Raw genomic sequence first — 13,968 nt, 5'->3', positions numbered from 1 at the left:
TATTCGCATTAAAAATAGTCTAGGTAATTCCCCTTTAGCTGATTGAAGACACTGAGCAGTAAATGGCAATAGCCTTTGATATAAATTCTGCTGTTCCTTCACCATTTTTATCAATATTTTTTTTAAAACGTTCATCTCCTATATACATAAGTCCTAAACCTTTTAAAATTTCATTTGTACAATTATAAAATCTCTCAGTAATATAATTTTGCCATTTTAAAACTAATCTTTGAACCTCCTCGCTTTCTGCTTCTTTATCAATATTTGCTGCAAAGGCTTTTAAAATTTCTTTCCCTTCTTCATTTATTTCTTGCCATTTTTCTTTATTATAATTCTTAGTTTTTTTCTCACTTTCCTTATAAGCATCAGAATTACCCCAACGCTCCTTAACTTCTTTTGCATATTTATTTTTAGTTTTTTCAATTTCTGTCATATCAAATTCTTTAAAACTCATATTATTTTCTCCTTTTAATGTACTTTCTGCAAGCTTTATCAGGTTATCTATTCGCTCTCTCTTTTTAATAAGTAGCTCTTTTTGATTTCTTAATGCTTCTGTTTTGTCAAATGATGGATTTGTAACAATATCTTTAATTTCATTAAGTGAAAATTCTAACTCTTTAAAAAATAATATCTGTTGAAGTTTAGAAAGTGCGTCTTCGTTATATAACCTATAACCTGATTCAGTAATTTTGATAGGTTTGAGAAGTCCTATTTCATCATAATAATGTAGTGTTCTCACTGTAATTCCCGTTAATTTTGCAACCTCATTAATCTTCATTTCCAAAAATCCTCTGTTTCCTTTAAAATATCATCAGTTGGTGTAATTGTAGCTTCGAATATTGTTTTACCAGTTTTCTTAAGATAATGCTTGATTAAATAATAGCCGCAAGCATATCCTGAACAATAAGGCATACCAATTGGCAAAGCACCACGCATTGCCATAATTTCATCACCATAGAGAAACGATGAAATCTTATTAAAATCATTAATGTTAATATTCTCTTTAATTGCAGGTTTAATAACTTTTCTAAGTGTTTCTTCTGTTGTATTTGTAACCCACATTCCTATTTTATCCTCTCCAAACATAAATGCAGCAAAGTTTTCTGCTAATCCTTCACTAACGATCATATCTCCAAGTGTAATTTCATTGCTCCACTTAATAAACTGCCATCTTACATTATGATTAGCTTCATGAGCAAGCGCTACTGGGAGCATTTCAAGAGATTTTTCATTTGGAATAATTGTTCCGATTATGTATCCTGGAATTCCACCATCTCCACAATAGTCACCAGTCATTTTTGACATTTGGTTTAGTGGGTCATTCAACAAAACAGTAAAAATATAATCTTTTACTGGAAGAGAAATACCATTATTCTCAAAACCTTCAAGGGTCTTTGTTATACTCTCATTGCAATTCTTCCAAAAACTTTCATCACTGATTTTTTCAACATCACTAATTCGTTCATTATTAATTCTATTTGGTGCAAATCCTCCGCCCATCGTGCTTGCCATGACAACATCATTTCCACCAAGCTGATCTGCTTTTATTGGAACACCAATACATGTCCACTTAAATTCAAAGGGTTTCATAAGCTCATAACGATAGATATTATCCCGATCCTCAGGCTTTGCAGAAATCATCTTTTTATAGATTTTATCTGATCTAATTGCTGTAACGTTCATTTTTTTACCTTCTTCCTTTTTAGTATAGTTCTACAATACACTATCACGTTACGTTAGAGTCAATAGTAAAAAAAGCAAAGTTACACATTTAATATAACCTTGCTACTTTCAAAATTACTTATAAAACTATTTACACATACACACTTAATTAATAGTAGAAGTTACATACCTTTCTTAAACACAAATTTGAGTTATAATAGCTGTCTTATTAATATCTCTCTACGTTTATATATACAAACATTGAAAAATACCATATAATTAAATGGTATTTTTTCTTCTTTAGGAAATTATATCGTAGTTAAATGTGTGGATAACTTTGTAACATTAAAAACGTGTATTAATAAATTAAGAGGCCTAAAGAATAAAAAACAATTGTAGCCCGCAAAAGAACCCAAAAGCAAGTTTTGGAACCTTTTGCATGGGTGAAAAAAATCGACGGCTAAAGAATTTGTGTTAATAAGAAATCAATTTTATTAAAGATAACTTTTTAGCATATGGGATATAACATAGTCGCCTTGACGATTTTTTTATATAAAATGATTAAACTAAGAATTTTTAGATATTATTATTAGGAGGACCTATGGGCTCATTATTCTTTTTAATGTTTATGGCAATTTTATTTTTTGTTGCCTTATTTTTTATTATTTTAAACGCAATATTTATTATTATTTGGAATGTACATAAACGAAAGGAAAAAAGCCCAAAAAAGAAATGGCTTGTTATACCTATAATTTTTCTTATAATTAATATAATTGTTTCACTTGTACCAATATCCTATATTGGATTTTTGCGCTATACAAATAATAAAAATGAAGAGAAAATAATCTATGCAAAATCTGGAATAATTTTATATTGGCCAATGGGTAAATACGAACCAACAACTAATTGGTTCGAAATGAATGGGAAAAAATATGTAGCTTTCAGAAAAGGATTTTCAAATGAAAATTTTTATCTTGATTATACCAGCGAAAAGCTTGATACGCCTGTCGCTAATATCAAATATCATAAATCATCTAGTAGTAAATTAAATAATTTTATGTGGACTTTATTAAGTGGAAAAACATTCTCCGAACAAAATCAAAATATATCAACAGTATTTCCTGTTGAAAATGAAAATAACTTTGAATTCTTTTATGTTAAAAATAAGCCAGGTAGATCCTCTTTAGCTGATGGGACATACTGTGCTGAAGATACGCTTACTTCAACTAAAGCTTATTATAAAAATATCGCAAATTACGACACACAAAATTTATTATGTAGCTACTTTGTTTATACAGAAGAAAAAAACCTAGGTGAAAGAAACAATAAACCATATAAAAAAATAGAAAAAAATATTATATTAAATAAAGGAATTTTTATGGAGATACAAAAGATGTATGATTCAAAACAATTACTTGATGTTAAAATTCCTCAGAAATATAAAGATGATGATGAAAAAGCAGTTCCTGGCACACCTATTTTTGGATATAAAGAAAAAATATTATATGCATATAGCAAAGATAAAATGGCACATATGCAAGTGACTTTGGTATTGATTAATGATAGAGTATATGCAGAACATTCAACTAAGTACGATGCTATTAGTGGTTATCCACTTCCTGATAAAATGAATGAATACATAATAAATACTGTCTTTACTGACTAGATGTAGTAGTTTTATTTAGGACTTTAATTTTAAAAATAATCAAATAAAATACCCCATAGATAGACTTTTAACATTCTACTTATGGGGTATTTTTAAAAAATAATATTCTTCTACTGTTTTCTTATATTTGTAATCTGTATTTTATGCTATCCACTTTCCATCTGATGATAATTCATATCCTGAAATAGATGTATTAGAAAGCATTTCTCCTGATTGATTCAAATAATACCATTTGTTATTATTATTTAACCAACCTGTCTTCATTGCTCCTGATGGTCCCATAAAATACCATGTTCCATTATCATTTAACCATCCTGTTTGCATTCCTCCCCATGATCTCATAAAGTACCATGTTCCATTATCGTTTAGCCATCCTGTTTGCATTATTCCTGATGGTTTCATAAAGTACCATACTCCATTATCATTTAACCAACCATTAAAGTTAGTGAAATCTTCTTTTAAGAATAACCATGTACCATCTAGATTTTTATTCCAGCCTATTTTAAAAGCACCTGGGATCTCAGTTTCACTCAAAATATAATCTGAACAATATTTTGTTTCAAATGTAGCTGTTCCGTTTTCTATTTTTACATTCGATGAAGCCAATACTAATCTATTCTTATCAGAATCATAATAATAAAGCAACATTGTTTTGTTGTCATACTTGTGGTCTACATTAACTTTAACTTTTGCTTTGCCTGGTAATTCTCCATTATAAGGGAAATAAATATTTTCAACTGGTTTTCCAAATGTTATTTTATTTATTTCTTCTACATTTGGTGAAATCCTTAATATATCAGTATTCATATCTGTTTGAATCTTAATATTACTGTTAATATCTTTACCTGCAAATGTCCAGCTATAGTTATCTCCTTCTAAAGTTAAATTTTTAGTCGGATTTTTAGCTAGTACTTCAAATATTTCTTTTTCTGCTACTGTTCCTTTTGAATTTATTGAAATTTTAACATCATCTGAATATGCATTTTTAATTACTTTATCTACTGTTGAAGCCTTTATTATATTTGAAGGCGAACTGCTACTACTGCTATTACTATGATTATGTGAATGCTCATTCTTAGATTTTTCTGTTGTATCTTCTGACTTTTCAGGTTCTTTTGGTTCTTCAGGTTTTTCAGGTTCTTTTGGCTTTTCTTGCTCTTTTGTCTTAAATTCTACTGTCATATCTTCACATAATCCATTATTAGCTATATCTGTTACGGCTCCAGCTTGTACTATTACTTTATATGAAGCTCCTTGTGGTAAATCTTCTTTTGGATTTATAATTAATTCTTTTCCTGATGCTAATGCTTCAAATTCTACTTCTTCTCCATTTTCATCTGTTACAGTTATTTTACTACTGTCTGATAATACAATGTCTTCGTTAAATTCAAATACTACATTTGAATTCTTTAATACTTCTTGAGCATTATTTTCTGGTGTTACTTTTTCTATACTTGGTGCTGTTGTATCTTCTGGTTCTTCTGGTTCTTCTGGTTCTTTAGTTAATGATACATACTCACTATCCATATAAATATCATTTATATTTGAATTTGATGCATCCTTTAAATCTCTGTTAGCTTCAACTTTTATCCATATTGAATATTTACCAGTTGAAACATCTTCTAATGAAATGTCTTTTAATGTAGCATTTATCTCTGTTGGTGCTACTTTAACTTCTTTTACAACTTTATTATCTTCATATGCTCTTATAACTATATTTGATGCTTTATCTTTATCTAAATAATTATCCCAAGATACAGTCACATCATTTACATTGTTAGAGAGTTTAACATTTTTAACATTTGATAATTGTACTCTACCATCATTTTCTTCTGTTAAGCCAATCTCTGTTGTATTAGTTACATCTGATACATTAGGTGCATTTTGACTTAATACATATACAGATGCTGACATATCTTTAGATGTTAATACTACTTTATCACCTGCAACTGTTGCTGTGTTACCGCTCATTACATCTTTTAAAATATCTCCATTTTTAAAACCATATCTCTCTAATTTATCTATAACAATAGATTTTGTTGAATTATCTCCACTGTTATTTAAAATAACTAAAGCTTTATCATTATTTCCATAACGTGAATAAACTATATATTTACCATCTCTATTTGATGCAACTTCTTCAAATGCACCATAAACAAATGCATCTGTGTTTTCTTTACGAGTTGCAATTAAAGTTCTATAATCATTTAGCATTTCTTTATTCCAATTTGATATATTCCAATCAAATGTTCCTCTATTATATGGATCTGATCCTGATTTTCCTGCTGTTCCAATCTCATCACCATAATATATCATTGGTATTCCAGGATAAGTTAATTGAAGTGCTGATGCTATCTCCATCATTTGGTTATTATTTTTACCTGTATAATCCCAATTTAAAAATCTTGACTTATCATGAGTTGATATTGAATTTGTTGAATTTAGTATGGTTTGATATGGGAATCCTTTAAAATAATTTCTACTAAATATTCCTATATCTGCTACACTTACATCACCTTTATTATCTAAACTTTGATTTCCAAGCCAATGATTTGCACTTCTATTTTCTATAAAAGGCAACAAAAATCCACCATAATTCATTTTTCCATCCCATGCTTTACCATAATACCACTGATTATCATTTCCCCAGAATTCACCTAATATAAAAGTATTAGGATTTACTTCTCTTACTTCATTATTAAATTCTTGCCAAATTTTAAGATTATTTTTCTGTTGCGTTGGATCAGTTGCTCCATCAGCATTAACTCCAGCTTTATAATCTCTTGGCTGAGTATTTAAATCTTCTGCTGCATCTAATCTCCAACCATCTATATTATATGGTGCTCTTAGATAACGTTTAGCTATAGAATTCTCTCCAGCATAAATATAATCTTTAACAGCTTCATTTCCATAATTAAGCTTAGCTAAGTTACTATACCCATGCCATGGATAATAATCTAACATATTACCATCTCTATCTTCAAAAGTACCATTAAAATAATAATCTCTATTATTATTAAATAATGAGCCTTCAATACTAGTATGATTAAATACTCCATCTAACATTAAATTCATTTGATTTGATTTTAGTGATGAACTTAAATCAGCTAAAGCTTTATTTCCACCAAAATTTCTATCTATATATTCATACGTATCAGCATCATATTTATGGTCACTTTGAGATTCAAATACTGGCATTAAATATACACCTGTTACTCCTAAAGTATCTTTTAAATATGGTATTGCTTCTTCAACACCTGTTAAATCTCCACCAAAGAATTGATTGTTCCATACTTTATCACTTTCGTCTCCATTAAATATTTCGCTGCCCCATTCACTTACTTCTGATGGAGCTCCAAATTGTGAAGGATCTTTAGATACTCTATTATTTTTAGAATCTCCATCTCTAAATCTATCCACCATTACTTGGTAAAGAATACTTTCTTTTGACCATTTAGGAGTATTTAAATCTGGAACTATTGAAAATCCGTGATCTATCCCTGAGCTTTGATCATTTGGATTTACTTTTGGTGCTGTAGAAGTTACTCCTCTATTATTTGCTCCAGCTCCTCCACTAATCCAAGCTGTCTTTTCAGCTATACTATTATTAACTTCAAAATTATAATATTTAGTACTATCACTTGCTGGTATTGTTCCTTCCCAAAATTCTATTTTTGAAGAATCATATCCTTTTTCAGTATAGAAATTTGAATCTGTTATTTTACTCATTTTAATTGTATGCTCTTTTTTATCTGCTTCATCATAGTAATGTACAGTTGCATCTGTAACTTCTCCTGCTTTTGCTCTAAAACGAACTTTTATTGGATCTGTTGATTTTGGCTGCATAGGTTCCATATAATCAGTACTTTGATCTGAGAATAAATAATCCCACTCTAAATCTGATACTGAAGAAGACTCACCTTCTTCATCATATAAAACCATCATACTATTTGGACTAACTGTTAAATCAACAGTATTTTCATTTTGACTAATCTCTTTAATAGGAGATTGTAGATTTATGCCTGTTTCATCTGCTACTACATTCCATTTACCAGTAGTTGATTTTGGCAACCAAGTTACATGTTTTGAATCTGGAGAAGCATTGTATATAACTAAAATATTCTTCCATTTATCTCCGTTTGCATTGTTTTTTAAATGTTGAATAAGTATTCCATTATCTCCATTATTCAATGTATAAACTTCTTGACTGCTTTGAATTTGCCCCTTTGATGTCATTCTAAAAGCAGGATGTTCTTTTCTTAATTGAATAAGCCCTTTATAGTAATCAAATACTTCTTTATATTCTGCCTTATCTGCCCAATCTATATCATTAGTTTCATCACTGCTTTTATAACTATTACCATCTCCTTGTTTTGTTCTAAGTATCTCTGAACCTTCTTGGAAAAGAGGTATTCCTTGAGATGTAAGAACTAATCCATTTCCCAATATATCTTGTCTAACTTTCCAATCATTGAGTGCATTATCTGGTATATTTTTTCTTAATTCCCCATTAGCTACACTTGTCTGACTTTTTTCAATTTGATCCCATATAGTATAATTATCATGGACTTCTGCATAATTAATAATTAAATCTGGATCATTAACTGTTCCATTTATAGAGCCTTTAATTCCTTCTTGAACTTTTCCTGAAGTATCTGAATTTATTCCTCCATTTATAAAGCCTTGTCCCAGACTATTACTTCCTCTTAAAGCATCTCTGTAGGTATCATTAAAAGCTGCTATTCCTTTGTTCTTTGTTGTTTGCTGATCATCTGATAATGGTGAAGAAGCAGCCTTCCAAGGTTCACCATAAACTATAATTGAAGGATCTTTAGATTGTACCTCTGCTTTAACATCATTCAATGTAGTTTTATCAATTATTGCCATTAAGTCAAATCGTAATCCATCAATATTATAATCATCAACCCAATGAGAATTAGAATCTATTATAAATTTTCTTACCATTGGTCTTTCTGATGCTATTTCATTTCCACATTGAGATGAATTTGATTTTTCACCATTATCCCAAGTTCTAAAATAATAATCAGGTACTATCTTATCCATGTTTTCAGTATTACTCATATGATTATAAACCATATCCATAACTACCCTAATTCCATTTTCATGAAATCCTTGTACCATTTCACGAAATTCTTTTATCCTAGCCTTAGGATCATTAGCATTACTAGAATAGCTTCCCTCTGGCACATTATAATTTAGTGGATTATATCCCCAATTTCGATTATCATCACCACTATCTTTGCTTTCGTCCACTCCGTCAAAATCAAATACAGGAAGTAAATGAACATGTGTAACTCCTAAATCTTTTAAATGGTCTATTCCTGTTTTGACAACGTTTCCTTTTCCATCATCATAAGTTGTTCCTTCTTGAACTGCTCCAAGATACTTTCCTCTCTTGTCTTCATCTACACCTGAATCTGGATCTATTGTAAAATCTCTAATATGCATTTCATACAAAATTGAATCTTCAGGATTTTGTAATTCTGGTTTACTATCACTTTCCCAATTTTCTGGTTTAGTTGAAGAATCATCTAAATTAACTAAAACTCCTTTAGTTCCATTTATTCCAACTCCATATGCATATGGATCTACTGCATAAGTTATCTTATCTGTTAATTCTCCGTCTACATTTCTATCTTTAAAATATAATCTAAACATATAATATTTATTTTCATTAATATTTCTTGGAATTGAAATACAATGTATTCCATTAGAATTATCAAAATCCATTTCATACGTATTTGATGGACTATCGTTTGATGCTTCATTTGAATCATAAGTTAATACTTCTACTTTATAAGCTGTTGGAGCCCAAAGTTTTAATTTTATATCATTTTTTCCAAAAACAGCTCCCATATCATTTCCATCATAATAATAATCATTTAATACATTTCTTAAAGTAACTTTTTTAGGTAATAAAAACATAGTATCTTCTTTTATTTCAATTAATGATGTTGGATCAATATCCAATTTACTTGTATCAAATACTACCTTCTTATCGTTTTTATAAATTGTTGGTGTTCCTGCATCTTCTGTAGTAACATTCTTTCCATTAACATACAATTTAAACTTATTTGTTGATAATGGATTTTCTGATAAATATGCTACTATGCTGTCTTTAGAATCCATTACAGCAAAATTAATTTTAGGTCCACATGCTTTTAATGCCATATATAAATCTGTATATAAATTATTATCATTTTCAATAATATATACATCTTTAGCTCCACTTGGAATCTTATACTTAATTGTTTGATCTTTCCACTCACCTTTTTTCACAATTACATTTGATTTAGTTAGAAAAGCTGCTTTTCCAAAATCTGTATCTTTTTGAAATTCAACTTGTGTGCCTTCTTCACCTGATTTAAAATTCCAAAAACTCCATCCATCATAGTTACCATCTGCTTTAAAGAAATGAACCCATGTACCTTCTTCTTCTGTTTTTGACACTGTTATTTCTTTAGTTGCCTCTAAATCTCCATTAATTGCTTTCAATGTAATTTTTGTATCATTTGGAACAGAGTCTGAAACTTTTAGTTCATCGTTTTCAATCCATGCTCCATTAACTTCTGGATCAATTGACCACGCAGTATCATCTAAAATTTCTCTATTTCCATTACTACTATTTTTTATTGAAGCAAATGTAACTGGTTTATCAACTGACACCATATCACTAGATGTATTTATAATTAAACTTGCATCATCAGATTCATCACTTTCATTAGAATATTTCCAAATAAATGATGCATTTTCACCATCTGTTCCATCATTGCTCATCCACTGATCAGGTTGTCCTTTTTTACATAAAATAAATTTATATTCACACCTATATTCAGTATCCATTTGTAAATTTGATGATGTAGTCAAATCATTTTTACTTGTCTCTGCAATTGAATCCTTAATTTCTACACTTGCTGGTGTAGTCGTATCTTTTTCACTTATCTCTGAAATTGAATCCTTAATAGGTACACTTTCTGTAGTCATATCATCTTCACTTATATCTGGAATCGATTCCTCAATCTGTACGCTTACTGGTGTAGTCGTATTATTGTTACTTATCTCTGGAATCGATTCCTCAGTAGGTTCACTTTCTACTGTGGTTGTATCTTTTTCACTTATCTCTGGAATTAAATCCTCAATAGGTATATCCGACATCATCTTCCAAACCCCTTTTTGATTTGGATCTTCTTTCCATTCTAATTTATATTTTTCATCTTTTTTCCAATCATTAAATAGACCTGCTACATAAGAGTAATCGTATCCATCTGCTTTAGCTATAAATGTAACTATATTTCTTTCCTGATCTGGAAAACAACATCCATATCTATCACTAGCAAAAGCATTTTTTATACTTCCTAATGATTGAAATAAGCTAAATATAATAGTTAAAACTAAAATAATTGATATTTTTTTGTTTTTTGCCTTAGTTCTCATTAACTCTCCCCCCTAATATATTTTGTAATGATTTTAAATTTAACTTTACACCTCCTAGCAAAATCAAACTCTATTTTTAAGTTTCCTATAAATTTTATTGTATATGTTTACATAATTTTTTTCAATATAAAATTGTAAAAAAATTCTAATATAGTATTAATTTTCTTCTAAGCATCAATATATCTAAAATATTTTTTTAAATGTAGTCACTCTCTTTTTTCTATTAAGAATACAAAAAAAACGTGAACTTATTATAGAATAGCATTTTATATGATGTTAAAAAATTTAAATATCTTCAAAATAAATAAAGAGCAAGCATTATTTGCATGACTAAATTTTAGTCAAAGTATTTAATGCTTGCCTTTTTTAGTATATTATTATTTTATATTATTCTTAGAAAGGAAAAAAGCAGAGCAACACCACCGACCAAAGTTTTGTTGCTCTGCTAACCATAAATTCTATGATAACTAATATTTATGATACAAAAATCATATCTAATTTAGATTCAAAAATCAAGTCATTAACGCAAAAATCCTATGATAAATTTATTAAAGACATAGATTTTCACAAACTTACTTGTTCCTGCGGAAGGTCCGGGCAGCTTGTAAAGCATGGTTATTACAAGAGAACTGTTAAAAACAGTGATGGCAAGATATCTATAACAATTCTTAGAGCAAAGTGTACATGTTGCAATAAAACTCATGCTATATTTCCAGAGTGTATTGTACCTTATTCTCAAATTCTTTTATGTGATCATATTTCAATTATTAATGCTTATAATTCCAAAGCTTCTTTTGAACCCATTATGATAGCTAATGAATTTATCGATGAAAGCAATATTTTTTATATAATAAAACAATATCTAGAGCATTGGAAGGAACGTATTACTTCATTTAAAATTTCATTAGATTTAAGTATTTCAAAGCAATGTTTAAAAAACTTTAAAAGACAATTTATGCAAATTAAATGCATCAATAATATTTTATTTTCGTAAAACCACATAACTTAGTTTTACTGTTAATTTATGTAGATATAAGCTTATATTGTAATAAAACAAAGGAGGCTTTTTCAAAATATGGACGAAAAAACTAGAAAAGAAATAGCACTTTTCAGGTACGGAATCTTGGCTCCTCTGATAAGTGGTACTTATGATGAAAATAAAAGTGTTAAACAATTTTTCCGAGATGCCGCAGGCAAAGTATATCAGACTCCAGATGGTGAAGATACTAAGGTAGCTGCTGCTACTCTTGAACGTTGGTATTACAATTACAAGAATAAGGGCTTTGAGGCACTCATACCTGTAAAACGATGCGACACTGGAAGAACACGTAAATTAGATTCTGATATTACAGAACAGATTAAATATTTAAAACAAGAATATCCAAGAATCCCAGCAACACTTATCTATCAAAAGCTTATTAACAATGGAACTATTGTTAAAGGAGATATTTCACTTTCAACAATTAATAGGTATGTTAATGTTCTTAAGCTTGAGAATAAATATTCTAAAAATAAAGATATGAAAAGATATGAGCGTGCTCATATAAATGAAGTATGGTGTGGTGACAGCAGCGTTGGACCTTATTTGAAGGTAGATGGTAAAAAGAAACGCGTTTACATAATAGCACTTATTGATGATGCTTCAAGATACATAACAGGAATAGATGTATTTTTTAATGATAATTTTGTAAATCTTATGTCTGTTTTAAAATCTGCTGTTACACGATTCGGGAAACCTAAAATCTTAAACTTTGATAATGGTGCTTCATATAAGAACAAGCAAATGGAACTTTTAGCAGCTAGAATAGGTACAACTATTAGTTATTGTGCACCCTATACCCCACAATCAAAAGCTAAAATTGAAAGGTGGTTTCGTACATTAAAAGATCAATGGATGTCCCAGCTTAATATGAATGATTTTAATAATTTAGATGAACTTAGGATAAGCCTTATTTCATATGTTAATAGCTATAATCAGCATATACATTCTTCTCTAGATGGACTATCTCCACAGGACAGGTTTTTCAAGGAATCTCACATGATTAAAAGGCTTACAGATGAACAAATTGAAACTTCCTTTTTACTTGAATATGAAAGAAGAGTATCAGCCGATAACGTAGTTATGATAGATGAAACAGAATATGAAGTTGATTATAGATACTCAAAACAAAGAATAACCCTAAGATATTCACCTGATTTAAGCAAAATTTATGTAGTTGATAAAAACACTTCTGAACTTACAGAAATAAAGCTTTTAAATAAGCATGATAATTCTGTTATAAAAAGGGAAAAAATAAAACTTACTGGAGGTCAAGAATAATGGATTATATAAGTAGATATGGAATGGATTTTAATCCGTTTATAAAAAATTCTAAGGAAATAGTAGTAGAAACTTCTGACTATAAAGAAGTTATTTGTAGACTTAATTATTTACTTAATAATAAAGGTTTCGGAATCCTGACCGGAGGTCCAGGGCGAGGTAAAACTACAATAATAAGAAACTGGTCTAATAGCCTTAATTCATCACTTTATAAAGTTATTTATAGTTCCCTTTCTACACTTACTGTTGCAGAATTTTATAAAAATATGGCTGCCCAGCTTGGACTAGAGCCAATGTGCAGAAAAATTGATAATTTCAAAATTATCCAAAATGAAATAACTAGATATTCAGTTGAAAAACGTATAACTCCTGTAATAATTATTGATGAAGCTAATTATGTAAGTAATGGAATACTTAATGATTTAAAAATGCTTTTTAATTTTGACATGGATTCAAGAGATCGTGCAATAGTACTTCTTGTGGGGCTTCCTCAGTTAAATAATACCATGAGGCTAGTTGCTAATGAGCCTTTAAGACAACGTATAACAATGAATTATAATTTAGATAATCTCACAAAATCAGAAACTAAAGACTATATATTAGCAAAGCTTACTGGTGCTAAATGTAATACTGATATTTTTGATGATACCGCTCTTGAAGCAATTGCTAACGCTTCGAACGGAGTTCCTAGAATTGTTAATAAAATCTGTGATTCTAGCCTTATGATAGGCAATACAAAAAATATGAATACAATTGATAGTGACATAATAATGCTTGCTGTTAATGAAACTGAACTTGGATAAAAGTAAAATCTGCAAATATCAATAAGGTATTTGTGGATTTTTTTGTAATATTCAGAATATTT

At 29.2% G+C, this 13,968-nt stretch carries 7 protein-coding genes; 4 read left to right on the top strand and 3 right to left on the bottom strand.

Features of this window, described 5'->3' with window-relative positions:
* Positions 1–34 precede the first annotated feature (34 nt).
* Both MTX53_RS04405 and MTX53_RS04400 read right to left on the bottom strand, forming a co-directional pair.
* Positions 35–778 (bottom strand): MerR family transcriptional regulator, encoded by a 744-nt coding sequence (locus tag MTX53_RS04405; RefSeq protein ID WP_244834999.1) that lies wholly within the window; start codon positions 776–778, stop codon positions 35–37.
* Positions 775–1,683: a DUF2268 domain-containing protein gene (locus MTX53_RS04400; RefSeq protein ID WP_244834998.1), complete on the bottom strand. Its 909-nt coding sequence runs from the start codon at positions 1,681–1,683 to the stop codon at positions 775–777. The genes MTX53_RS04405 and MTX53_RS04400 overlap by 4 nt, the downstream gene beginning before the upstream one ends.
* A 580-nt stretch (positions 1,684–2,263) precedes the next feature.
* Between MTX53_RS04400 and MTX53_RS04395 the strand changes: the two genes are divergently transcribed.
* Positions 2,264–3,328, top strand: coding sequence for a hypothetical protein (locus MTX53_RS04395; RefSeq protein ID WP_244834997.1), 1,065 nt, complete (start codon positions 2,264–2,266; stop codon positions 3,326–3,328).
* A 141-nt stretch (positions 3,329–3,469) separates the two neighbouring features.
* Here the strand turns inward: MTX53_RS04395 and pulA are convergent, their stop codons facing one another.
* Positions 3,470–10,783: a type I pullulanase gene (pulA, locus tag MTX53_RS04390; RefSeq protein WP_244834996.1), complete on the bottom strand. Its 7,314-nt coding sequence runs from the start codon at positions 10,781–10,783 to the stop codon at positions 3,470–3,472.
* A 460-nt stretch (positions 10,784–11,243) separates the two neighbouring features.
* On the opposite strand from pulA, the gene MTX53_RS04385 reads away from it, so the two are divergent.
* The 3 genes from MTX53_RS04385 to MTX53_RS04375 all read left to right on the top strand — a co-directional run bounded on the left by MTX53_RS04385 (position 11,244) and on the right by MTX53_RS04375 (position 13,906).
* The gene (locus tag MTX53_RS04385; protein ID WP_244833335.1) at positions 11,244–11,777 is read left to right on the top strand and encodes a DUF6431 domain-containing protein; all 534 of its coding nucleotides are present in this window, start codon (positions 11,244–11,246) and stop codon (positions 11,775–11,777) included.
* Positions 11,778–11,858: 81 nt separating this feature from the next.
* Positions 11,859–13,103, top strand: a complete 1,245-nt coding sequence (locus MTX53_RS04380; RefSeq protein ID WP_244833926.1) for a DDE-type integrase/transposase/recombinase — start codon at positions 11,859–11,861, stop codon at positions 13,101–13,103.
* On the top strand, positions 13,103–13,906 hold the full coding sequence (locus MTX53_RS04375; RefSeq protein WP_244833337.1) for an AAA family ATPase: 804 nt from the start codon (positions 13,103–13,105) through the stop codon (positions 13,904–13,906). Before MTX53_RS04380 ends, MTX53_RS04375 begins: the two co-directional genes overlap by 1 nt.
* Positions 13,907–13,968 lie beyond the last annotated feature (62 nt).

It is taken from the genome of Clostridium sp. BJN0001 (assembly GCF_022869825.1).
Lineage (GTDB): Bacteria > Bacillota > Clostridia > Clostridiales > Clostridiaceae > Clostridium.
The sequence above is the reverse complement of the archived record's forward strand: the minus strand, read 5'-3'. Positions and strand labels throughout refer to the sequence as shown.